This window comes from Weeksella virosa DSM 16922 (assembly GCF_000189415.1).
GTDB lineage: Bacteria > Bacteroidota > Bacteroidia > Flavobacteriales > Weeksellaceae > Weeksella > Weeksella virosa.
Window position 1 is genome coordinate 463031 of record NC_015144.1, and the last position, 25058, is coordinate 488088.

Below are 25058 nucleotides of genomic sequence, written 5' to 3' on the forward strand. Positions count from 1 at the left end.
CTCTCAAATTTAAAAGAAAAAACTTACCAATGGTAAGTCTTTTCTTTATAAATATTCTTTAGTTCATGGTTTCTTTCAACCATTTGAAAAATTCTTTGTGCCAAATCAATGAGTTTTGAGGTTTTAACACCCAATGATTTTCTTCGGGTAAATAAATCAAACGACTTTTTATCCCTTTTAGTTGTAACACCTGAAATGCTTCTTGTCCTTGCCCCATCGGTACACGGTAATCTTTTCCTCCAATATAGATCAACATGGGTGTATCCCATTTGTTAACCATTTCTTTCGCACTAGGATCAAAATTTTTATAGGTTTTCTCAGCGGCTGCATTATCTGTTTCCCACCAAGCACCACCAGCATCCCAATTGGTGAAAAATAATTCTTCGGTTGTACCGTACATAGATTTTAGATTAAAAACTCCATTGTGCGAAATAAAGGTTTTGAATCGCCCATTATGAATTCCGGCCAAATAAAAGACCGAGTAGCCACCATAGGATGCTCCTACAGCTCCTAATTTTTTATCATCAACATAGCTTTCTTTGGCAATATCATCGATTGCAGAAAGATAATCATCCATCACTTGTCCACCCCAATCTTTGGAGATTTGCTCATTCCACTCTACTCCATGCCCGGGCATTCCTCTTCGGTTGGGTGCTACGACAATATAACCATTTGCTGCCATTAGCTGAAAATTCCAACGGGTAGAATAAAACTGAGAAAGAGCTGATTGTGGACCTCCCTGACAATATAATAAGGTAGGATATTTCTTGTTAGGATCGAAATTGGGCGGATAGATAACCCAAACAACCATGTCTTTTCCGTCGGTTGTTTTGACGATTCTTTTCTTTACTTCACTTTTCTCAATAGAATTGAACAAAATTTCATTTTCACGTGTTAGAGCAAAAAGTTGACCTGATTTTAGGTCAACCGTGTATATTTCTGCCGCATGATTGAAATCGGTTCTACTTACAATTGCTTTGTTGCCGACTACTTCATGCAGAGTTGCAATATCGAATTGCCCATCGGTTATCTGGGTTATTTTAGGTAAGTTTTTGGTGTCGAAATTCACATCAACCGAAAACAACTGTACGGTTCCTCCTACCGGTGCATTGAAATAGATTTTCTTACCATCTCCGCTCCACTTATATCCGAAAACGGTTCCGTCCCAATGTTTGGTCAAATTAACTTCTAAATTTCCACGACGAACAATCAAATCATTTTTATCAGCCTCATAGCCATCGTGTTCCATCGATAAAAAAGCAAAATCATTTTGTGATGAAAAACTTGGTGCCGTATCGTACCCCATTTTTCCTTCGGTAAGATTTTCGGTTTTCCCTGTAGCCAAGTCATACGCATAAATATCGGTATTGGTGCTGAGTGCATAATCGGTGCCGAATTTCTTTTTTGCTACATACAAAACCTTATCGGCATTTGGTGACCATATATATTCGGTAGCTGAAAATGGTTCATCGGCCAAGATGTCTTTTTTGATGCCTTTATTTTGAACAAAAACATGCGTAAATTCTCCATTGTTCCAAGTATCCCAATGACGATAATTGAGCTCGTTATAGATTTGTAAATTCGATTCTGGATATTGCGGATAATAATCTTTTCCATACACACGTTGCAGTTTTACCTCTTCGGTACTGAGCGTTTTAGTTCCGTCTTTGGATTTATTTTTATCAATTACTAATTTTTTATAATCTTGTACCTCCACTGCTTTACCACCTTGCAAAGAAACCTGAAAATAAGCAACTTTATCTTCTTGTGTTTCTATGTCGGGGGTTGCCACTTTGTACACCAATTTTTTCTGATCGTGGGTTAATCCTACTGGACTTACCTTTTTCACTTGCCACAATTTTTCGGGCGTCATATAGTTTTGAGCCATACTAATAGTAGTTATGCAAATACTGCACACGAGGAGTGTCTGCTTCAACATATAGTTTTTTTTGTAAGCTAAAATAGGATTTATTCTTGATTTTTTAATTGAAAACTGGAATTATTGCACCGAATACAATGTTTTGTTGAGAATACCAGATCGATTGTTTCGCCTTGTCGCTTTTATCGGCTGTGGTGCGAATATCATTCATGCGAATATACCCTCCTTTTATTTCGGTCTGTATAAAGAAGTAGTCCCAAAATGTAAAATTGATTCCAACCATCAAGCCAGTCCCAAATCCAGCCAAATGAAATTCATCATACCGCTCTTGTCCCATCAATTGAGTATTGGTTTTAGGGTATAAAATTCCTGCTCCAATTCCTTCGGTGAGGTTGACATCGATTCCTTTTTTGTTTTTCAAGATTGGGAAATATACTAGATTGTCGAAACGTCTAAGTTCGATATTCGCATAGTTCAACCCGTCGGTATGCTCAAATGTCAAAAAATCTTTGGTTAATTTTTTACTGACATGGTGATAATCGCCATCAAAAGCAGATCCGTTATGGATATTCCCATTCATGTTCACGATTTGATCTTGATCCATCACATACTTCATGTGGTCGATCCCAAAAGAAACATTCCAATTATCATGATAGAAGTATCCTAATCGGAAATTGTATTGTGGAATTGTCATTTTACCTGGATTGAAATATTTCAGACTAAATGTAGTCTGACGGTCGTGTGCCGCAACGCGATCCAAAGTAAAGTCATAGTCTTTGCCTACAAATCGAATGTCTGATTTGCCAAATTGTGCATGGTTCCACCCCCAATAAACAAAAAACTTCCCTTTGTTTTCTTTCCCTTGCCCAAGCGCGACTCCTACTCCCACGAGAAAAGTAATAAAGCTATAATATAAAATTTTCAATATTGTTTGATTTTTGTAGGTCGCAAAATTACGAATATAGTCAGCGAACCATTGGCTTTTAATACATGATGTTTGTCTTTGTTGGCAGCATTTCTTATGATAATAATCATAAAAAAAAGCCGAAGATATTCTTCGACTTTTTACTCTTTGTTTTCGTTGTATAACTCTATTCTAAGCGGGTGAATGTTTTTTTATTATATTCAATCTTCCATAAAGCACGGTAATCATTTAATCGGTAGCCTATTGCTTGATCACTTGGATAATGACTTTTAATTTTCTGATAGGTATTATTATCGATATCCTCGCCAACATTCCCATGGCATTTGATACATGTAGGCATGGCTAGATTGATACGTTTGTAATAGACATAGCCTTGTTCTTGTTGCAAAAGAGAGTCTTGTAAATCTTTGTTAATACTAAAGTTTTCGAATACTTTTTTATCGGTTGTTGTTTGTAGACCGTTATCAGGATTTCGTGGTTTGTTGGTTATTCTTTTCAGTGTGATATGATATTTATCGGCCAAAGAATTTGTTAAGAAAGCTGCATTTGTATTACAAAATTCCACAGCATATTCAGTTCCACCTTTACTGATTGCGTTACTAACATTTTTCATCAGTAGGATTTGTGCTTTTGTTGCTATAGAATCTGCGCTGTCTCGTAGTGCTGAAAGCTCCTCTTTTTCGATTTGTTTTTTTTCTTGCTTTTGATCACAAGAGAAGAGCAAAAGATAAGAAAAAATTAAACAAGCAATTATTCGTTTCATTAGTAGACAATTTAGGTTAAATATCGTGTTATTTATGATATTTTTCACTTTTTTTCTTCAGAAAACCATTTTTTATCGACTAGTTTTCTTTTGGGTTTCGGGCAAACTACATGCTTTTTCTCTACAGCAACCAATGTGTTTTCCCACGCAGTATAACTGAGCAGTAAGCCGAAAAAGATAAAAATCCAAGTTTTAGTAAAAAAGGCTTGTAGAAGGATGAGCACCCCTAACACTAAACGAAGAATTCTCATAAAATTCCAACCAAAAATATGTGTTCTCATGGTTTATGATTTTTGGTTTATGGATTGTTTCGCACGCTGTACGTGTTGCCATTTTCCTCCGTTGACAACAGCCAAAATTCCTTTTTGCTGAAGAACTTTTTTGGCCATTCCACTGCGGAAACCACTTCTACAAAACACAACAATACACGAATGTTTACGCAATGTTTCTAGTTGTGTTGTTATTTTATCGAGCGGAATATTCACAGCACCTTCTACACTTCCGTTGGCAAACTCAGCCTCTGATCGTACATCGACCAAATACGGATTTGCCATCAAAGCGTTTTCTAATTCTCTATTTTTCTTACCCAATAAGCGGTTCATCCAACCAAACATATTTTCTTTTTTTATATGATTATAAAATTAACTCTTTAACTAAAATGTAAACTCCCATCACGAGAACGAAATATCCAAAGGCCGTTTTTAGTTTATCTCCCGCAATTTTTTTCGATAAGAAAATTCCGATAAAAATTCCCACAACCGCTAATACTGTAAAGATAGACAAGAGTTGCCAATCGATTATTTCGCCGTTGTTTATATCTCCCAAAAATCCTAACAAAGATTTGATTGCGATGATGAATAACGAGGTGCCGACAGCTAATTTCATGGGCATTCTCGCCAACAAAACCAAAGCGGGAATAATTAAAAAACCACCTCCTGCACCGACCAAACCGGTTAAAACTCCGACCAAGCCGCCCTCTAACAAAATCATCGGATAGTTGTATTGTATTTCGTCTTTGTTTTGATCTTGGCAATAAGGACAAGGGCGAATCATAGAGACAGAAGCCAAAATCATCACAACAGCAAACAAAATCATTAAACCGATCGACTTGGTCAACTCAAAATCACCTATCCGCAAAAGCACATCGGGCAACAACGGGATGAGGTAAGCGCGGGTGAGATAAACAGCAGCAATGGAAGGAATGCCGAAAATAAAAACCGTTTTGAAATCTACTTTCTTTTGCATTGCATTTTGCACTCCCCCAACCAAAGAGGTTGTCCCGACCACAAAAAGTGAATAGGCCGTTGCCAAAACTGGATTTACTCCCATGACGTAGACCAATATAGGCACTGTTAAAATAGAACCTCCACTCCCGATTAATCCCAGAGACACTCCTACCAAAACAGCCAAAATATATCCTATAGTTTCTACTCCTATCATCTTTGTATACTTGTTATCGTTACAAAACTAATCCCAAAACCCGTTTTAGGCAGTAACAATTGTTACAGAACAAAAGGTATGAGAAAGCAGAAATCTCGCTAAAAAACAAAAGGATTTTCAGGTTACTATTCAACCCGAAAATCCTTTTTTGTAAAGTATAAATTGAATCAATTTAGCGTTTGAATAATCAACCAAACGCTTGATAAAAAATTATTTTTCTTGTACCAATTCGTTCTTTTTTTCTACCCAATCGTTGATCCCACCCGAATAATTAATAATATTCTCAAAACCATTTTTTCGAAGGATAGAATACGCCATTGCTGCACGAACACCGCTCTGACAATGAAGAACTACGGGTTTATTTTTATCTATTTTGGATAAGTCCTGCTCGATAGTATTCAACGGAATATTTTGCAATCCTTGGATATGTCCAGCTTTGTATTCTCCTTCTGTTCGTACGTCTATCAACTGAACATCTGAGCGATTCAAGTATTTTTTAAATCCATCAATATCAACAATTTTTGAGCTCAACAATGGTAAGCTTTGTTGATGCACATCCGACACAAAACCATAAATATTATCCATCCCGATACGCATCAATTTTCTCGTAATATCGTCGCGCTCTTCTTCCTTCGCCACGATCAATAGTTGTTGTTGATAATCGATCAACGAACCCATGAAAGTCGATAACATTTTTCCGTTTTCGAAATGCACACTTCCTGGAATAAATCCTTTTTGTACATTTTCTTTTTTACGAGTATCTACAATCAATACGTTATTTTGTCGAGCGCGATCCACTTCTTCTTTGGTAAGAAAAGGATGTTTTGGCACTTGGATCAGCAATGGACGTTGAATTTTATTTAGCTGTTTCATCACTGCAAAATACGCTGGGGGGTTCTGGTTGACCTTCTAAAATATACCGAACAAAAGATGCTTCTTCTTTTATCTTCAAGGCTTCATTTGTTTGTTTTTCTTCGGCCAAAGTCGATTGCGGAATGTTACTCAAACTTTTTCCACAAAAGGAACCTGCACCATGTCCTGGCCAAATTTCTGTATTATCGGGCAGTTGAGAGAAACGCTTGATTGAGGCAAACAATTGTTTGGCTGCTTCTTCTTGCCTACCTTGTTGTCCAGCCGCTTTCTCTAACAAATCTGGTCGACCAACATCCCCTACAAAAATAAAATCACCAGTTATGGCACGAATGGGTTGCAGCTTTCCACCTTTCAAAAGGAAAGTTAAACTTTCGGGCGTATGTCCTGGCGTATGCATCACCTCTAGCGTATATCGCCCTACTTTTATCACATCACCATCTTTCAGAGGTTCATGAGCAAATTCGTATTGCCAATCTTTTCCACCTTCGTTCGAGAGCAATAATTTTGCTTTTGTAGCTGCTTGCAACTCTCGCGATCCGCTAAGAAAATCGGCATGAATATGCGTTTCGGTAATTTTGGTAATTTTCAGGTTGTTTTTTTGGGCGATCGTCAAGTACGTATCAACATCTCTTTTGGGATCTATGACAATTGCTTCTTTTGTATCGGGATCAGCTATCACATAGCTGGCTTGTGAAAGAGTTTCATCGTATACTCGCTCGAAAAAAGGAACTTGTGAAAATATGCATTGCATATGAAAAATCATTATCAATAACCAAAATGATTTATTTTTCAGCAATTTTGTTGTACTATTCATCTTAACTTGTTTTTTCTTTATTTTGGCAAAACATAATTCCAATTTACCCTAGCTTTTATACAAAAATACTATTTGCGTTTATCATAGACTGTATCAAAGGTTACATAATCTATTTTCTGGTAGAAAGATATACAAAAGTAATCAGGGCCATAGAAAAGCTACAATTTCATTTCATGTTTTGATAAATTCTTCAAAGAAATGTTGCAGATTTAATGAACATATTGCTACTTTTAGCACGAAAATTAACAAATTGATAAATTACGCTTCTATATGTATACCGAATTTTATAAAAAATTATTAGACAATAACAGAAAATGGGTAGAAGAAAAGCTATCGCACGATCAAGAATTCTTCACTCGTTTGGCCAATGGTCAAGAACCGCCAGTTTTATGGATTGGTTGTGCAGATAGTCGTGTTCCTGCAAATGAAATTATTGGTGCGCAACCAGGAGAAGTTTTTGTGCATAGAAATATCGCTAATCTGGTGGTTCATTCGGATATGAATATGCTTTCTGTTTTGGATTATGCGGTGAATATTCTAAAGGTTCGCCATATTATTGTTTGTGGACATTATGGATGCGGGGGCGTTAAAGCAGCGATGGAAAACACTTCTGTAGGCTTAATAGATAATTGGATACGTCATATAAAAGATGTGTATCGACTAAATAAACGCGAACTGAATGCTATAGAAGATGTTAACAAACGTTTTGATCGTTTTATCGAAATTAACGTCGAAGAGCAGGTATATAATTTAGCCAAAACCTCTATTGTGCAAAATGCCTGGAGGAATAATCAAGCTCTTAGCATTCATGGTTGGGTATATGCAGTGAGCAATGGTCTTGTAAAAGATTTAGAAGTAAATATGCAAAATAACCAAGATTTATTTTCGGTCTATCAATATATTTTGGGTTAGAGAGAAAAAAACAGCTAGTTCCTAGCTTAGAAAAATGAAAAAAGCGTTATATTATAAAATTTATAACGCTTTTTTTTCTTAAATAAAATACTTTCTAGTATTTTTCTTCTGATGCTATTTTAGCACTCAAGAATTCTCGGTTCATGCGAGCAATATTACTCAATGAAATTCCTTTAGGACATTCTACTTCACAAGCTCCTGTATTAGAACAATTCCCAAAACCTTCGGCATCCATTTGTGCAACCATTTTTTGTACACGTTTAGATGCTTCTACCCTTCCTTGTGGCAACAAAGCAAACTGTGATACTTTCGCCCCTACAAATAGCATTGCAGAGCCGTTTTTACAAGCTGCTACACACGCACCACAACCGATACAAGTAGCTGCATCGAATGCGTCATCTGCATTTTGTTTTGGTACTGGAATAGTGTTAGCATCAACCGTTCTACCCGATGTATTGATAGAAACATACCCCCCTGCTTGCTGAATTCTATCAAAAGAAGAACGATCAACAATAAGGTCTTTTATAACCGGAAAAGCTTTCGAACGCCATGGTTCGATGTAAATAGTATCCCCATCTTTGAAAGAGCGCATATGCAACTGACAAGTTGTCGTTCCGTAATCTGGCCCATGTGGGCGACCATTTATATACAAAGAACACATACCACAAATTCCCTCGCGACAGTCGTGATCAAATGCGATAGGCTCTTTTCCTTCTTCGATTAAATTCTCGTTTAACATATCGAGCATTTCTAAGAATGAACTATCTGTAGAAACGTCGTTTAGTGTATATGTTTCTAATTTCCCTTTGGCTTTAGCATTTTGTTGTCGCCAAATTTTCAGGGTGATATTAATATTTTTTAATGTTGCCATTTTCTTAATTATTTTGACTTTTGGTAGAATAAGTTGAATATCCTACCAAAAGATTTTATTTATAACTACGTGTTTTCAGTTCGATAAATTCGAAATGCAAGTCTTCTTTATGCAATACTTCTTGATTAATGTCATCCCCTTTGTATTCCCATGCAGCAACATAAGCGAAGTTTTCATCATCTCTCAATGCTTCACCTTCTTCTGTTTGATATTCTTCACGGAAATGCCCTCCACAAGATTCATTACGGTGTAGTGCATCTATTGCCATCAATTGTCCTAACTCTAAAAAGTCTGCCACACGACAAGCTTTCTCTAGTTCCGGATTCAATTCATCAACTCTACCTGGCACACGAACGTCTTTCCAGAATTCTTTTCGCAAAGCTTCTATCTCTACAATTGCTTCTTGTAGACCTTTTGCATTTCTAGCCATTCCGACTTTGTTCCACATAATTAGACCTAGACGTTTGTGGAAATGATCTACCGATTTGGTTCCTTTGTTATTTACAAAGAAATCTAACCGCTCTTTAACAGCTTTTTCAGCTTCCTCGAACTCTGGTGTATTGGTAGATATTTTTCCTGTTCGGATATCATCAGCTAAATAATCGGCAACTGTATATGGTAGAACAAAATATCCGTCTGCCAAACCTTGCATCAAAGCCGAAGCACCTAAACGGTTAGCTCCGTGGTCTGAGAAGTTTGCTTCACCAGCTACATAACATCCTGGTATTGTCGACATCAAATTGTAGTCTACCCAAATACCTCCCATAGTATAATGGATGGCTGGATAAATATGCATTGGATTTTCGTATGGATTAACATCTGTAATTTTCTGGTACATCTGAAAAAGGTTCCCATACTTTTCCTCTAACCATTTTTTACCCAATTGGTCGATTTCAGCATCTGATGGATTGGTATTACCATTAGCAAACGCTACCTCTCGTCCACGTTTTATAATTTCGGTTGAGAAATCCAAGAAAACTCCTTCTCCTGTTTCGTTTGCTTCGATTCCATAACCTGCATCACATCTTTCTTTTGCAGCACGGGAAGCAACATCTCGTGGAACTAAATTTCCAAAGGCTGGATAACGTCTCTCTAAGTAATAGTCACGATCTTCTTCTTTTATATCAACCGCTTTTTTCTTACCAGCACGAATCGCTTCAGAGTCTTCTTTCTTCTTTGGTACCCAAATACGACCAGAGTTACGTAATGACTCTGACATCAATGTTAGCTTTGATTGGTTGGTCCCGTGAATCGGAATACATGTAGGGTGAATTTGCACATAACATGGGTTTGCAAAATAGGCGCCTTTTTTATGAATTTTCCAGGCTGCCGTTACGTTAGACCCCATTGCATTCGATGATAAGAAATATACATTTCCATATCCTCCGGTTGCAATGATTACAGCATGAGCAGAATGCCTTTCTATCTCACCAGTAATCATATTTCTAGCAATTATACCACGGGCTTTACCATCTACCAAAACAATATCGAGCATTTCATGACGATTATACATATCGATATGCCCTAAATGAATTTGATGGTTCATGGCAGAGTATGCCCCTAATAAAAGCTGTTGACCAGTTTGTCCTTTAGCATAGAAGGTACGAGAAACTTGCACCCCACCAAAAGAACGGTTATCTAAATATCCGCCATAATCGCGCGCAAAAGGCACACCTTGTGCAACGCATTGATCGATAATATTACCTGAAACTTCTGCTAAACGATGAACATTTGATTCTCGTGCACGATAATCTCCTCCTTTTATGGTATCATAAAATAAACGGAATATAGAGTCGTTATCTCCTTTGTAATTCTTCGCAGCATTAACCCCACCTTGCGCTGCAATAGAGTGTGCACGACGAGGTGAATCTTGATAACAAAATGCTTTTACTTTGTAGCCCAATTCGGCAAATGTTGCAGCTGCAGAACCTCCTGCTAAACCTGTTCCTACAACAATTATCTCTAATCGGTCGCGGTTATTAGGTGCGACAAGTCTTAGATTGGCTTTATGTCTTTCCCAACGTGTTGCGATATCGCCTGTTGGGGTTTTTGAATTTAATAATGTACTCATTTCTTTTTTAACGATTATAAGTTATTAACAAAATGGTAAATAGCGATTAAGATAAAACCTGCCGGAATTAAAATAGAATACCATTTTCCGAAAGCTATAATAAATGGCGTATAACGTTTGTGTCTAGCGCCAATCGACTGAAATGCTGACGCAAAACCATGTTGTAAGTGTAATGACAAAAACACAAATGCAACAAGATAGAGCACTAGCGTTACTGCGCTTGTAAACACGTGATTTAGGTGATCCATAAAGTAGTTCCCTTCTCCAAATCCTGTTTCTGAAGAGAAGTAATTTGCCTGAATGGTTGGTACCCAAAATTGCCATAGATGAACCAATAAGAAAGCTAAAATTACACCTCCTGAAACAATCATGTTACGCGAAGCCCACGATGAATTTGCACTACCTTTGGTGTAGGCATATTTTACTGGTCTTGCTTTTTGATTCTGCATTTCTAATACAAACCCCATAACAAAATGATACACAACACCGATCAATAGTATAGGTTGCATTACAAATTGAACAATTGGATTACTGCTCATATAAGCAGAAACCTCATTGAAACCGTTTGGGTTAATCACCGACAATGCATTAATCAGAAAGTGCTGTAATAGAAATATCAGCAAAAACAATGCTGACAACGCCATTGCAAATTTTCTTCCGATCGAAGAATTAAATAATGATTTTGATGCCATAAAGCAATACGTTTAATATTTTTTTAGATTTTACTCACAAATTTACTAAAGTGTTACTGCTTATCACAATGAATTTTGTCATTTCATTAACATTTAACCATAGTTTAGAATCATTCTGATTAAAGCACCTTGTAATACTTTTGCTATCTGAGTGAATTGTAAAACATTAGTTCAGAAAAAATGATTGTACATGATAAGTAATTATAATTACCACTCTATTTAATGAGAATTATTTTTTACCAGAACATTACGATTTTATTTTATTTTTTTTATTTGTTCTAAAAAAACAGATTATATTTGCCGTGGATTAAGCAATAGCTTTTTCATAGGTTTAAGTTGGTTAGGGAGTCCCTTTGTGTAAAAGCAAAGGGATTCGCTTTTTTTGTAACATTTCTTCTAATCATACGACTCATAGACCAAAAGCCAAAACAAATTTGAAAAACAAAGAGAAAGTTTTTTCCGAGCTAATTACTAATAATCAGCGGATTATTCACAAAGTATGCAGCATCTATACCAACGATCAGGAATCCCATAATGACCTGTTTCAGGAGATTGTGTTGCAACTTTGGCGTTCTTTCGAGTCTTTCAAAGGCAATGCTAAGTTTTCTACTTGGATGTATCGTGTCGGGCTAAACACTGCAATAACCCATGTAAGAAAAAAAAATAAATCTGCAGTTACACTCTCTCTAGAAGAGCATCATTATCTACACTTGAGCAATGATCATGATGAAAATAAACAAGAACAACTCGACCTTCTGTACCAGAGTTTAAAATTCTTAAATGATATCGAAAGAGCATTGGTACTTTTGTATCTAGAGGATCTTAGCTACAAAGAGATTTCTGAAACCCTTGGAATAACCGAAGGTAATGCTCGAGTGAAAATGAATCGAGTAAAAAATAAACTTAAAGAGATAATCGCTAATCTATCAAACTAAGCATATGGATTTAGATGATATTAAAAAAAGCTGGCAACAGACACAAATAAAAGACACCCATTCTTCTGATCGTATTTTTTCTATCCTAAAAAAGAATTCGACATCGGTTGCACGATTATTGTTTTTTTACACAGTTTTCGAGTTCTTATTAATTCTTATTTTTTTCATTTATTCTACCCTACTGGGTAATCATCTTTTCGATACAGAAACTTCGCAATACATCAGTAAAGAGACATTTAGATTTTTCAATATCATTACGGTAATTGCTGTTTTTATTACTTTGATATTCATGTTATTTACATATCGTTACTACCAAAGAATTCATTACAACCAAAATACAACTTCGCTTATATCAAGCATTATAAGTTTTAGAAATGTTATCAATTATTTTGTATTATTTTCTATCATCTTAACGACTATTGCTAGCACACCGATATATTATGAAATTGGTAAAGGAATCTACTACACTAAACACCTCAACGAAGTTCTTGTCGATGACAACGCAAAACAATTCGGAATATTGACAGTCGGAATTTCGATTTTATTTATTCTCCTATTGGCTTCAATATATTATCTGTTTCTCTACTTTGTATTCTTAAAAAAATTAAAGAAAAACCTTATTGAATTGAAAACAGTTGATTAACTTTGCACCGTGAAACAATATCTAAAAACTGCAATTAGTGTTTTCCTTGTGCAATTATCAATCATGATTGCATTGGGGCAGTCTATACATATTGTTCAGCACGCTTATACTCCATCAACAGTAAGCGACCATCATGATACACAACAATTACCAAAATGTAATTTGTGTATAACTCACTTCGAACAAGTAATTACAGATAATCCTTTATCGCTACCAGAAACGCCTATAAGCTCGACTGCAAATTACAGAAGTACCGTTCCGTATGGTGTACTAAGTTCGATTACTGCAAAACCACACAACTATCTTCGTGCACCACCTTACTGCGCATAAACCTTATTTTTTTATTCAGAGTAATTCTTCTTTTTTATATATAAAATAATTAAAGCTTTTTTCATGAAACTGAAAAAAATTGCTTTTTCCGTTGCCTGCATCACGATTGGACAAATGGTAATTGCACAATCAGAGTTTGGTGGACAAGTGGTCGATGAACACAACAATCCTGTGAAAAACATCTCAATTATCATCAACCAACATAATCTACAAACCGACGAAAATGGTTATTTTACAGCACCACACAGCACCAATCATCAATATGAAATTATTATTGATGAATATGGCTACGAATTGTATACCAAACGGATTAATAGTTCGCACGAGTCGAATTTCAAAATCGTTCTCAAAAATCAACTATACGAATTGGAAACAGTAGAAATCAATGCGCATTTACATGATTTTTCGACGGCGAATATTACCCGGGTTAATCAAAATTACATCACCGAAAATTATGCAGGTTCCTTGGCAAAATCCCTCGAGAATCTACCCGGCGTTTCGGCTATGGGAATCGGTTCGGGGAGCTCGAAACCAATCATCCGTGGATTAGGTTTCAACCGATTGATTGTGGCTGTGAATGGCGTAAAACAAGAAGGACAACAATGGGGTGCAGATCATGGTCTAGAAATAGACCCACTCAATGTAGAACAAGTAGAAGTTATCAAAGGTGCGGGTGCTTTGCAGTACGGGAATGAAGCAATCGCAGGTGTTATTGTACTGAAAAACAATAAAATACCTACAAAAAACACCACTCATACACAGATCAATACCTTATACCAAAGCGTTAACGATAATTATTTGGGAGGAGTTTCACATTTCAAACGTTGGGATTATTTTTTCTACAAAGTGAAAGCTTCTTATAGTGATTATGCAGATTACAGAACAACAACCGATCATTTTAAATATTTAGATAGAATCTTCAAAATAGAAAACAATCGTATAAAAAATACAGCAGGACAAGACTTTAATACCGCTGTACAAGCTGGTTATACCGACCAACGCTTCACCTCTATTCTCAATGTGAGTAATTACTATCAAAAAGCTGGATTTTTTGCTGGCGCTCATGGGATTCCCTTGGCATCTAATTTATTGAGTGATGGGAATGACAGAAATATCGATTTTCCGTATCAAAAGGTAAATCACCTCAAAATAATTTCAGAAAACGAATACAAGTTTGGCACAAATAAGATTCTAAAACTCAAATCATCCTACCAAAATAATGTACGGCAAGAATGGAGTGTTTTCCACACACATTATCCCGATCAGCCAATTCCAGAAACCAACCCCAATCTAGAGCTCGAATTCGACTTATCAACCTACGACACACAGTTAAGTTTTGATTGGAAACATAGCCCTAAATTCAAAACAATTATTGGCGTACAATCCCAATATCAGAACAACACAATTGATGGGTATAATTTTTTGTTACCAAAATATAAACGCACCATCTATAGTGCATATATGATAGAAGAGGTAAATGCACATCAAAACCTAAAGCTTTCTGCAGGTATCCGATACGATTTTGGTAAAATGAAAACCGAAAGTTTCTACGATCCTTATCTATATCAATTTTTGATAAAAGACGGCTATGATCACGAAACTGCCAATCAATACGCCCTACGTGGAGAAAAAATCAATCGAAATTTCCAGACGTTAAACGGAGTACTAGGAGCGAGCTATCATGCGGGGAAATCTTGGGATTTCAGCCTAAATATAGGGACCAATTATCGATTACCTACGGCTATAGAATTGGGAGCAAACGGTATTCATCATGGTTCTTTTCGTCATGAACAAGGAAATGCAGATTTGGATTCGGAACGTGGTTTTTCTGCTGATTTAAAAATCGATTATCACCCACAAACATGGAACATTAGCTTCAGTCCGTATGTTTATTATTTTTCTAATTATATTTTCTTGCAACCCTCTGGTCACTTTTCTATTCTACCGCATGCAGGACAAATCTATCAATATACCCAATCAGAAGCATTAATTGGTGGTTTCGAGGTCGCTGCAGAAAAAACAATTGCCGATAAACTGCAAATTTCGGCTGTGTACGAATACGTATTCAACAAACAATTGGGTATCGACAAAAGCAAACGCTATCCGCTACCTTTTACACCAGCCAATAATGTGTTTGGAGAAATTAAATACCAATTAACCAATGAAGAAAACATAATAGAGAATTGGCATATTTTCTTGAATGCAAAATATACTTTTGAACAAGATAGAATTGCACAAAACGAAGAAAAGACTGGTGCTTATTTTCTTTTAGGGGCAGGAACCAAAACCAATCTTCATTTCAGAAATTTCGAGGCGATCATTGGGATACAAGCGAATAATATCCTCAATAAAAAATATTTTAACCATACTAGTTTTTATAGAACTATAGAATTACCAGAACAAGGTAGAAATATACAAGTTTCGGTTAGTATACCGTTCTAATTTTTTATACCTACATGCAACAAAAAAACAAAACATATAGTTTATTGGTTTTCATCGGACTGCTCCTCTCAGTGCCAATGAATAATTATTTGCATGTACTTCAGCATCAGCAAGATCTTCATAAAGTCTTTCCTCATCAGTGTTCAGATTATATACATTTCGGGATTTATGTAGAGCCCGATAACACCGAAACACAACCATCGCCTTGGATGATTTTTGCAGAAAAACCGTATGAGGATATGTACACATTCGGTATGGTGCTGCGCAAAGTACTGCACAAAAGTTATGTTCGTGGTCCGCCAATTTATCCTACCAATAAGAACCAACCTTACTTAATTTAATTTTTAATTTTTTAATTTTTTTTAAAAAACATACAACAATGACAACCAATTTTTTAAAATACAGTTTAGTTAGTTTATTCGCAATAAGTGCATTTTCATGTTCTAATGATGATGATGCAATCGACCAAACAAAACCTTCGATTACAATCAATTCTCCTAAAAACGAGCAACATCTACATGTTGGTGAAACTATAAACGTTGATGCAGTAATCACAGATGACAGAGCTATATCTTCTTATAAAATAGATATCCATTATGCAGGTGACGGACACACCCACGAACACCGTACTGCAGCTGAACCTTGGAATTATAAATTTGATGAAAAAGTTAGCGGAAATGTTTCTCGATATGCTGTAAAACGTTCAATCGAAATTCCTCACAACATACAAGACGGGCATTATCATTTTGGGATTATTGCAATCGATAAGTCAGGAAACGAAAGAAAAACTTATATCGAAATAGAAATTGCAGATCATGGTCATGAACATAAAAAATAAATACCATTGATTATAAAAAAGCCGGTAAATTACCGGCTTTTTTTCTATTACATTCTAAAGAGAAACGAGAACATAATAAATTTTTTATACTTTTATGTTATCATTAATTTAGCAAACAAATCAGAACTAAATAAATCATCTTATGATTATTATCGCGGATTGTGGCTCTACAAAAACCGACTGGGTAGCATTAAATAATAACAAAAAAGAGTTATTTAGAACAACAACCATTGGTTTTAATCCTTATTATGTAGATTCTAAATTCATTACAAGTGTTTTAGCTGGCAACGAAGACTTGGTTACCAGCAAAGATCAAGTAGAGGCTGTTTTTTTTTATGGTGCAGGTGTATCTAATAAAAAAAACATACAAATTGTTTACAATGGGTTAGGTGAATTTTTCCCAGAGAACACAAAAATTACCGTAAATCACGACTTACTAGGGGCGTGTTATGCAGCCTATAAAGGGAAACCCGTAATCGTTTGTATACTAGGAACTGGTTCTAATTCTTGTTATTTTGACGGGAAAAATATACGAGAGGAAACAAAATCCTTGGGTTTTATCCTAGGAGACGAAGGAAGTGGAAATCATCTAGGCAAAAAAATAGTTCGTGCGTATTTTAATAAGAAAATGCCCGAGCAACTGGCAAAAGCTTTTGAAAAAAAATACAATAACCTAACGGTTGAAGTGTTGAATGAAAATGTTTATAGTAATAATTTTGCCAATACTTATTTAGCTTCCTTTAGCGAGTTTGCCTACGAAAATAAACACGACCCATACATTCAACGATTAATATATGATTCGATGAAAACCTTCATAGAAGTTCAGATTTCACCGTATAAAGAAGCAAGAGAATGTGAAATGTGTTTTATTGGCTCTATTGCTCATTATTACGAAGATATTATCAGAGCAGCAGCTGCAGAAATGCATTTAACGGTTGGTCATATTATTAGAAAACCAATCGACGATTTGGTCGAATATCATACTCAATATATACTATCAGACAATGCTTAACTCAACCATTGCGGTAATCTCATACAACACACCGCACCGCAAAACACAAGATGTTCTGTTTCATCTAAAGGCAAAAAATTACACCCATGTGCATGTTTTCGCTTTGCCTTTTATTCATAGAGAAAATCCTTTTGTACCTATTTTTCAACATCGACCAAGTAGAGCAATTGATCTTTCACCAGAAGTATTTTGTTCTCATTTGGGCTATCAATTCTCTACCACAACTAGCGATACACTAAATGATCAGTTGCATAACCTGAAAGCAGATTTTATACTGATAGCGGGCGCTGGACTTCTCCCTAATCAATTGGTAGAGCAACATAAAATCATCAATGCACACCCAGGATACTTACCTTTTACAAGAGGTTTAGATTCCCTGAAATGGGCAATCATGAAAAATGAAAGAATTGGCGTTACAACGCATTTTATCGACACAGAAGCCGATGCTGGATTTTTAATTGATCAGAAATATGTACCGGTGTATTCGAATGACACTTTTCATGCGGTAGCATACAGACAATATGAAATGGAGATTGAAATGCTGGTCGAGGCCATCGAACTTATCCCGAACAAGACAGATTTTCCTTCTCTATCAACAACACAATACGAGGCTACTCGTCGAATGCCAAAAGCGATAGAGGAAAATTTAATCAAAGGATTCGAAATGTATAAAGCAAAGTTCCTCAAGTAAGACTCATCCTACCATAACAAATGATAGAAGTCTTTTTCTAACGTAAAAAAATAGCCGACACAAAAAAACGTCTCAAAATAACTTTGAGACGTTTTTTGTATATAAACGAGCTTATGTTTTAATTTAACCTAAAGTTCTAAAGCACGCTTTGGATCTCCTCCCATCAGTACGTTAACAGGGTCTTCGATAGCTTCTTTTACAGCTACAACAAATCCTACCGATTCACGCCCATCGATGATTCTGTGATCATAAGACATAGCAATATACATCATCGGTGCGATTACGATTCCACCGTTTTTCACGATTGGTCGTTCGACAATATTGTGCATTCCCAAAATAGCTGATTGTGGTGGGTTGATAATTGGCGTAGACATCATCGACCCAAAAACACCTCCATTGGTAATAGTAAATGTGCCTCCAGTCATTTCGTCTGGCATTATTTTGTTATTACGAACTTTGATAGCCAATTCTTTAATCCCTTGCTCTACACCACGGAAAGTTAATAGCTCTGCGTTTCGCAATACGGGAACCATTAATCCTTTCGGACCAGAAACTGCAATAGATACGTCACAGAAATCGTACGATACGAGATTTTCTCCATCGATCATTGAGTTTACTTCCGGATATAATTCTAAAGCACGAGTTACAGCTTTGGTAAAGAAAGACATGAATCCAAGACTTACTCCATGTTTGGCTTTGAAAGCTTCTTTATAATCTTCGCGTAAGCGGAAAATTTCGGTCATGTCTACTTCGTTAAAAGTAGTCAACATTGCTGTTTCATTCTTAACAGCCACCAAACGCTGAGAAATTTTTCTACGTAAAGATGACATACGTTTTGATGTAGAAGCTCTAGAACCGTATCCGTTGCTTGTGCCCATAGATGGTTTAGCTTCTACGGCATCTTCTTTTGTGATACGTCCGTCGCGTCCAGAACCTGCAACTTGAGCTGCATCCATTCCTTTCTCGTCTAATATTTTCTTAGCCGCTGGTGAAGGTGTCCCCGTAGCGTAGGTTGCTGCAGCTTGTGGTGCAGCTTTCGGAGCTTCTGCTTTTGGTGCCTCTGCTGGTTTTTCTTCTGCTGGTTTTTCTTCTGCTTTTGGTGCTTCTGTTCCTCCGGCAGGTTTTGCAGCAGCTGTATCTATATGAGCAACAACTTGCCCAACTTCTACAACATCTCCTTCTTCTGCTTTCAAATAGATGATACCACTTTCTTCTGCTGGTAATTCTAAGGTTGCTTTATCTGAATCAACCTCTGCAATCGGCTGATCTTTTTCTACATAATCACCGTCCTGTACTAACCAAGTAGCGATTTCTACTTCGGTGATGGATTCTCCCGGTGATGGGACTTTCATTTCTAACATATCTATTAGCTTTATTATCTTTATTTAAAAACTCGTTCTATTGTATCTTGTTGTATGATGGCGGATGTTTTGCTTGAGCCTGGCGCTGGTGAACCACTCTCTGCAGGACAAACAACATCGAAAGGTAATTTTCTAAACTTGCGTAAGATATACCCCCAAGCACCCATATTTTCTGGTTCTTCTTGTGCCCAGATTAATTGTTTTTGATTCTTGTATTTTTTGATGATAGCCTCCAACTTCTCTTCGTCGATAGGATACAGTTGCTCGATACGAACTAGAGCAGTTTTATCATCTCCTATCTCTTCTCTGTAGCTCTTCAATTCGTAATAAATCTTACCTGTACAGAAAACCAATTTAGTTACTTTTTTCGGATCTGCTGTTGCATCATCAATAATTTCTTGGAACTCACCGTTTGCAATCTCATCCATCGTTGAAACTACTTCTGGATGTCGTAACAGTGATTTTGGCGAGAAGACAACCAATGGTTTACGATAATTGGTAACTACCTGTCTTCTCAATGCATGGAAAAAGTTTGCAGGTGTCGTAATGTCTACAATAAACATATTGTTTTCTGCTGCCAGTTGTAAGAAACGCTCCATACGAGCAGATGAATGCTCTGCTCCTTGACCTTCGTACCCATGAGGCAATAACATTACCAAACCATTTTGCATTTTCCATTTGTCTTCAGCAGCTGAGATGTATTGGTCGATAATAATTTGGGCACCGTTAGCAAAGTCACCAAACTGTGCTTCCCAAAGAGTTAACCCTTTCGGGTAAGCCATTGCATACCCATAATCAAAACCAAGAACACCGTATTCTGATAGCAACGAATTGTATACACGGAAAACTCCTTGTTCTTTTCTTATTTCATTAAGAAGTATAATTTCTTCTTCTGTGTCTTCTGTTTTGATGACTGCATGGCGATGAGAGAAAGTACCTCGCTCTACGTCTTCACCCGACAAGCGAACATCATATCCTTCGAGCAACACACTTCCATACGCCATCAACTCAGCAGTCCCCCAATCGATCTTGTCTTCGGCAACTCCTTTTGCTCGAGCCTCTATTAAACGAGAAACTTTACGTATAAGCTTTTTACCTTCTGGTACAACTGCAATCGTATCGACAATTTCTTTCAATTTCTCTTTCGGGAAAGTTGTATCGGCTTTCGCCAATACTTCTGCTCTTGTAGCAATATGGTAATCTTTCCATACCTCTGGCATAAAAGCATCTAAGGTATTTTTCTCGATTGTTTTCGATTCGTTGAATTTTTCTTCCAGCAAATCTTTGTATTCTTTTTCTTTTTCTGCTACGATATTTTCTCCGATTGTTCCTTCTTTCAACAATTTGTCTTTATATATTTCACGAACATTCGGATGTTTAGCAATAATAGAATATAATTTTGGCTGAGTGAATTTAGGCTCATCTCCTTCGTTATGCCCATATTTTCTATATCCTAACAAATCGATAAAAACATCTTGCTGGAAACGGGCTCGGTAATCGGCTGCAAATCGCATTGCACGTACTACAGCCTCTGCATCATCGGCATTAACATGCATTACAGGAGAAAGGGTAACCTTTGCTATATCGGTACAATATATTGACGAACGCCCATCTAAATAATTCGTTGTAAAGCCAATTTGGTTATTGACTACAACATGAACAGTTCCTCCTGTTTTGTAGCCATCCAGATTCATCATTTGAACTACTTCGTATACAATTCCTTGTGCCGCAATTGCAGCATCACCATGTATATTGATTGGCAATACTTTCGAGTAATCTTCTTGATAATCTTGCTCTATTTTAGCCCGTGCTATCCCTAACACAATTGCATCAACAGTTTCTAGATGTGAAGGATTCGGTGCTAAATTTATTTTGATTTTTTTACCACCCACTGTTTCTACACTTGTAGAAGATCCCATGTGGTATTTCACATCCCCAGCAACCAAATCATCGTCGAAAGGTTTTCCCTCGAATTCACTAAAAATGTGCGAATAAGGTTTTCTAAATATATTTGCTAAAGTATTAAGACGTCCACGGTGAGCCATCCCAATTATTACCTCTTCTACTCCATGCTTGTCTGCTGAAGTATTAATTAATTCATCCAAACCTGGAATCAACGATTCGTTTCCTTCTACCGAAAAACGTTTTTGTCCTACAAACTTGGTGTTTAAGAAGTTTTCGAATACGGTCGCTTCGTTTAGTTTTGATAAAATACGTTCTTTTTCTTCCTTGGTAAACTGAACATGATTGAGATTATTATTCAACCATTCTTGTATCCAGCGAATTTTCTCTGGGTCTCGGATATACATATATTCTACCCCGATAGAGTCGCAATACAAGCCTTCTAGGTGCTGAATAATCTCACGCAACGTTCGTGGCCCACCAATTCCCATAACGCTTCCTGCATTGAAGGTTTCGTCCAAATCAGCATCGGTAAGCCCAAAATGAGCTATATCAAGGTCAGGTGACCATTTTCTGCGTTCCCTAACCGGATTTGTTTTGGTAAAAAGGTGTCCTCGTGTGCGGTAAGCATCGATCAGATTAAGAATGTTAAATTCTTTCTGAACTTTTTCTGGCACAAGATCAGTGTTGCCAGAAGTTTCGCTTGATAGGGGTTCACCATTATAGGTCTGATTAGCAAAATCATAACCCTGAAAAAATACTCTCCAACCAGCATCAACACTATCAGGATACTGGAGATATTGGTCATATAAGTCGCTTATATAATTAATATGAGCGGCGTTTAAAAATGAAAAACGATCCATAAAAATTACTCTCTGTGAGATTGAGTTACAAAAATAGGGTTTATTCAACATTTAAAAAAATTACATTTATCATTTTTATCGTTTGTTATGAAAACAAACATTAAAATAATTCGTTTATTTTTGAAGAAATATTTAGTTATTTCAACTTTTAATGAAGAAATTCTTTCAAAATACTCCTATTAATCGTTGGTTGTTTTTTCTTTTCATCTGCTTTTTCTTTGGCGGCACGCTCTACGTAAGTACTCGTTTTGTAAACAAACTAAAGCTAGAAGAAAAACAAAAGGTAGAATCCTATGCTAAAGCTCTAGAAATCTTGAGCGGTACTGACTTTGTTGATTCTCATGTGCAAGAATTTCTTTTCAAGATTGTCGAGAATAATACTTCGATTCCGGTTATTTTGGTGGATCAGAATTTCGAGATTTTAGAAACCAAAAATGTTCCTTCGCAAATTAGTGATAACGATAAAAAAATTGCCAAATACCTCAAAAACTTGCGTAAATCGCATGAAGCCATCGAAATTATTCTACCAACTGGGAAAAATTATATTTATTACGAAAACTCAGATTTGCTCAATCAATTACGATATTATCCGTTGATTCTTATTTGCTTGATTAGCTTGTTTATTTTCTTCAGTTATTGGTATTTCAAGACGTTGAGAGAAACCGAAAAAAGTTATTTATGGGCCGGAATGGCAAAGGAAACAGCACACCAGATTGGCACACCCCTTTCTTCTTTGATGGGCTGGATAGAGTTATTGAAACTCGAAGAGATCGACCAAACCTCTGTGAAGGAAATAGAAAAAGATGTATATCGATTGAATCAGATTGCCGAACGTTTCTCGAAAATTGGGTCATCAACCGAACTAAAACCTAGCAACGTTGTCGATGTCTCTAGAAGAACAATGGAGTATTTACGCAACCGATTATCCCGTAATATCGAATTTAAATTTCATGCTACCGATGACGAAATTCTGCTCAACCTCAGCGAACCACTTTTTAGCTGGGTACTCGAAAACTTAATGAAGAATGCCGCCGATGCCATGGAAAACAAAGGCTTGATTGGTTTGTATCTTACCGATTACGAAGATACGGTGGTAATTAGTTTGCAAGATACTGGGCCGGGTATTCCGAAAAAACTGCAAAAGAAAATTTTCGAACCTGGATTCACCACTAAAAAAAGAGGTTGGGGACTTGGCTTATCGCTTGCCAAACGAATCATAGAAGATTACCATAAAGGGAAAATCTACATCGAACATTCGTCTAAAGAGAAAGGCACTGAATTTACCATTGTCCTAAAAAAATAATTTTTTTTATTAAAAACTAATCTTTAACCAAATCTAAAGGACTTGAGTGTTGAAAATATTTTTTTCAAACATAAAAAAGCCTACAACATTGTAGACTTCTTTCTAGCGATATCTTATTTTTTTTTATACTGAGTAATGCCTAAAAGCCAAGAATCATTTTTGCAATCATAAAATAGATAAACACCCCTAATATATCGTTACTTGTCGTAATGAATGGCCCTGTAGAGACAGCCGGATCCATTCCACGCTTATGTAATAATGTTGGGATAAATGTCCCGATAATAGCAGCATTAATAATTACAGTAATAAGAGCCAAACAAATGGTTAGAGAGATTTTATAACTCGTCCCAAACACAAAATGACTAATTGATAAAACGACTATTGCAATGATGAGTCCGTTGAGCAATCCGAGTAAAAACTCTTTACCTAACAACTTCAGTACACTGCTATTTTTCAACGATCCATTTGCCAAACTCTGCACTATAATCGCAGAAGATTGTATCCCTACATTCCCGGCTGTGGATTGTATCAGAGGTACAAAAGTTAAGAGAATGGTATATTGGGCTAGTTCTTCACTCAGACCATTCATGATTCCGGCGGCTCCTATCCCACCAAACATACCGATCAATAGCCATGGAATTCTTGCACGTGTCAAGCGCCAAATCGAGTCATCGGTATCTACATTTTGTGTAATACCGGCTGCTAATTGGTAATTTTCTTCGGCTTCTTCACGGATGACATCTATTACATCATCTACTGTAATTACCCCAACAAGACGCTTCAATTCATCGACTACCGGAATTTCGTATAAGTCGTATTTGGTAATCACATTGGCTACTTCTACATCGGTCGTAAAGGTGTTTACATATTGTATCTTATCATTGAAAACATCTTCTATTTTGGTGTTTGATGAGGTCGTTAAAAGTTTTTTCAAACTCAAAATCCCTAACAATCGTTCATCTTTATCTACAACATAAATGGAGAATACCTCTTCCATTTCTTCTGCTTGCCTGCGCATTTGCTTTACTGCGGTAATGATCGACCAATCTTTGTAAACCTTGATATATTCTTTTCCCATCAAACCACCTGCGGTGTCTTCGTCGTACTTTAGTAGTTCGACAATTTCTTTGGCATGTTCGGGGTCTTCTATCTGAGAAATAACTTCTACTTTCTTACGATCGGATAATTCGCTAATTACATCGGCCGCGTCATCGGTATCCATTTCGTTGATTACTTCTTCTGCAATTTCTTTTGCCGAGAAAGTTTTTAGGATTTTTTTCCGATCCTCTTCTTCAAGCTCTAAGAGTACATTTGCCGAGACTTCATTATCCAACAAATCAATAACAAAAGATTGTTCTTCTACAGATAATTCGCTCATCACTTCGGCAATATCTGCCGGGTGCAAATCTCCTATTAGCGATTTTACCGCTCGTCCGTTGCGGTCTTTTATATCGGCTATTAGATCAGTGATATGCTCTTTTGTAATTTCTTCGTTCAT

General features: G+C 36.5%; 24 protein-coding genes. 10 read left to right on the forward strand and 14 right to left on the reverse strand.

Annotated elements, in window-relative coordinates; translation table 11 throughout:
- Positions 1-58: 58 nt before the first annotated feature.
- The 8 genes from WEEVI_RS02345 to WEEVI_RS11465 all read right to left on the reverse strand — a co-directional run bounded on the left by WEEVI_RS02345 (position 59) and on the right by WEEVI_RS11465 (position 6694).
- On the reverse strand, positions 59-1939 hold the full coding sequence (locus tag WEEVI_RS02345; protein ID WP_013597571.1) for a S9 family peptidase: 1881 nt from the start codon (positions 1937-1939) through the stop codon (positions 59-61).
- Positions 1940-1982: 43 nt separating this feature from the next.
- Positions 1983-2804 carry a hypothetical protein gene (locus WEEVI_RS02350; protein WP_013597572.1) on the reverse strand — a complete coding sequence of 274 codons (822 nt, stop codon included), beginning with the start codon at positions 2802-2804 and terminating at the stop codon, positions 1983-1985.
- Positions 2805-2970: 166 nt separating this feature from the next.
- A complete protein-coding gene (locus tag WEEVI_RS02355) occupies positions 2971-3567 on the reverse strand; it encodes a Tll0287-like domain-containing protein (protein ID WP_013597573.1) in 597 nt (198 codons plus the stop codon).
- Between the two features lie 44 nt (positions 3568-3611).
- Positions 3612-3848 (reverse strand): hypothetical protein, encoded by a 237-nt coding sequence (locus WEEVI_RS02360; protein WP_013597574.1) that lies wholly within the window; start codon positions 3846-3848, stop codon positions 3612-3614.
- A gap of 3 nt (positions 3849-3851) precedes the next feature.
- The gene (locus WEEVI_RS02365; protein ID WP_013597575.1) at positions 3852-4181 is read right to left on the reverse strand and encodes a rhodanese-like domain-containing protein; all 330 of its coding nucleotides are present in this window, start codon (positions 4179-4181) and stop codon (positions 3852-3854) included.
- A 19-nt stretch (positions 4182-4200) separates the two neighbouring features.
- Positions 4201-5007, reverse strand: a complete 807-nt coding sequence (locus WEEVI_RS02370) for a sulfite exporter TauE/SafE family protein (RefSeq protein ID WP_013597576.1) — start codon at positions 5005-5007, stop codon at positions 4201-4203.
- A gap of 210 nt (positions 5008-5217) precedes the next feature.
- Positions 5218-5880 carry a rhodanese-like domain-containing protein gene (locus WEEVI_RS11460; protein WP_013597577.1) on the reverse strand — a complete coding sequence of 221 codons (663 nt, stop codon included), beginning with the start codon at positions 5878-5880 and terminating at the stop codon, positions 5218-5220.
- Positions 5864-6694, reverse strand: coding sequence for an MBL fold metallo-hydrolase (locus WEEVI_RS11465; RefSeq protein ID WP_232013434.1), 831 nt, complete (start codon positions 6692-6694; stop codon positions 5864-5866). The genes WEEVI_RS11460 and WEEVI_RS11465 overlap by 17 nt, the downstream gene beginning before the upstream one ends.
- 270 nt (positions 6695-6964) lie before the next feature.
- On the opposite strand from WEEVI_RS11465, the gene can reads away from it, so the two are divergent.
- Positions 6965-7606, forward strand: coding sequence for a carbonate dehydratase (gene can / locus WEEVI_RS02380; protein WP_013597579.1), 642 nt, complete (start codon positions 6965-6967; stop codon positions 7604-7606).
- 94 nt (positions 7607-7700) lie between these two features.
- Here the strand turns inward: can and WEEVI_RS02385 are convergent, their stop codons facing one another.
- From WEEVI_RS02385 to WEEVI_RS02395, 3 genes are read right to left on the reverse strand one after another with little or no spacing between them, the layout of a single operon-like run.
- Positions 7701-8477, reverse strand: a complete 777-nt coding sequence (locus tag WEEVI_RS02385) for a succinate dehydrogenase/fumarate reductase iron-sulfur subunit (RefSeq protein ID WP_013597580.1) — start codon at positions 8475-8477, stop codon at positions 7701-7703.
- Positions 8478-8532: 55 nt separating this feature from the next.
- Positions 8533-10548, reverse strand: a complete 2016-nt coding sequence (locus WEEVI_RS02390; RefSeq protein WP_013597581.1) for a fumarate reductase/succinate dehydrogenase flavoprotein subunit — start codon at positions 10546-10548, stop codon at positions 8533-8535.
- A 14-nt stretch (positions 10549-10562) separates the two neighbouring features.
- Positions 10563-11240, reverse strand: coding sequence for a succinate dehydrogenase cytochrome b subunit (locus WEEVI_RS02395; RefSeq protein ID WP_013597582.1), 678 nt, complete (start codon positions 11238-11240; stop codon positions 10563-10565).
- A gap of 434 nt (positions 11241-11674) precedes the next feature.
- Between WEEVI_RS02395 and WEEVI_RS02400 the strand changes: the two genes are divergently transcribed.
- The 8 genes from WEEVI_RS02400 to WEEVI_RS02435 all read left to right on the forward strand — a co-directional run bounded on the left by WEEVI_RS02400 (position 11675) and on the right by WEEVI_RS02435 (position 18131).
- On the forward strand, positions 11675-12175 hold the full coding sequence (locus tag WEEVI_RS02400) for an RNA polymerase sigma factor (protein ID WP_013597583.1): 501 nt from the start codon (positions 11675-11677) through the stop codon (positions 12173-12175).
- 4 nt (positions 12176-12179) lie between these two features.
- A complete protein-coding gene (locus WEEVI_RS02405) occupies positions 12180-12818 on the forward strand; it encodes a DUF8845 family protein (protein ID WP_013597584.1) in 639 nt (212 codons plus the stop codon).
- A 9-nt stretch (positions 12819-12827) separates the two neighbouring features.
- Positions 12828-13148 carry a hypothetical protein gene (locus WEEVI_RS02410; RefSeq protein ID WP_013597585.1) on the forward strand — a complete coding sequence of 107 codons (321 nt, stop codon included), beginning with the start codon at positions 12828-12830 and terminating at the stop codon, positions 13146-13148.
- Between the two features lie 63 nt (positions 13149-13211).
- Entirely contained in the window at positions 13212-15590 is a 2379-nt protein-coding gene (locus tag WEEVI_RS02415; RefSeq protein ID WP_013597586.1) for a TonB-dependent receptor, read from the forward strand.
- Positions 15591-15604: 14 nt separating this feature from the next.
- Positions 15605-15931 (forward strand): hypothetical protein, encoded by a 327-nt coding sequence (locus WEEVI_RS02420; RefSeq protein ID WP_013597587.1) that lies wholly within the window; start codon positions 15605-15607, stop codon positions 15929-15931.
- Positions 15932-15969: 38 nt separating this feature from the next.
- Positions 15970-16428 carry a DUF4625 domain-containing protein gene (locus WEEVI_RS02425; protein ID WP_013597588.1) on the forward strand — a complete coding sequence of 153 codons (459 nt, stop codon included), beginning with the start codon at positions 15970-15972 and terminating at the stop codon, positions 16426-16428.
- 142 nt (positions 16429-16570) lie between these two features.
- On the forward strand, positions 16571-17440 hold the full coding sequence (locus WEEVI_RS02430) for a BadF/BadG/BcrA/BcrD ATPase family protein (RefSeq protein WP_013597589.1): 870 nt from the start codon (positions 16571-16573) through the stop codon (positions 17438-17440).
- Positions 17433-18131 carry a formyltransferase family protein gene (locus WEEVI_RS02435; protein WP_013597590.1) on the forward strand — a complete coding sequence of 233 codons (699 nt, stop codon included), beginning with the start codon at positions 17433-17435 and terminating at the stop codon, positions 18129-18131. Before WEEVI_RS02430 ends, WEEVI_RS02435 begins: the two co-directional genes overlap by 8 nt.
- A 128-nt stretch (positions 18132-18259) precedes the next feature.
- On the opposite strand, the gene odhB is transcribed toward WEEVI_RS02435, so the two are convergent.
- Both odhB and WEEVI_RS02445 read right to left on the reverse strand, forming a co-directional pair.
- Complete coding sequence (gene odhB / locus WEEVI_RS02440; protein ID WP_041942042.1) at positions 18260-19498, reverse strand: 2-oxoglutarate dehydrogenase complex dihydrolipoyllysine-residue succinyltransferase; 1239 nt, start codon at positions 19496-19498, stop codon at positions 18260-18262.
- Between the two features lie 14 nt (positions 19499-19512).
- On the reverse strand, positions 19513-22257 hold the full coding sequence (locus tag WEEVI_RS02445; RefSeq protein ID WP_041942043.1) for a 2-oxoglutarate dehydrogenase E1 component: 2745 nt from the start codon (positions 22255-22257) through the stop codon (positions 19513-19515).
- Between the two features lie 151 nt (positions 22258-22408).
- Here WEEVI_RS02445 and WEEVI_RS02450 point away from each other — a divergent pair, with 151 nt between their 5' ends.
- A complete protein-coding gene (locus WEEVI_RS02450) occupies positions 22409-23560 on the forward strand; it encodes a sensor histidine kinase (protein WP_013597593.1) in 1152 nt (383 codons plus the stop codon).
- 139 nt (positions 23561-23699) lie between these two features.
- Here WEEVI_RS02450 and mgtE read toward each other — a convergent pair whose 3' ends face one another.
- Complete coding sequence (gene mgtE / locus WEEVI_RS02455) at positions 23700-25058, reverse strand: magnesium transporter (protein ID WP_013597594.1); 1359 nt, start codon at positions 25056-25058, stop codon at positions 23700-23702.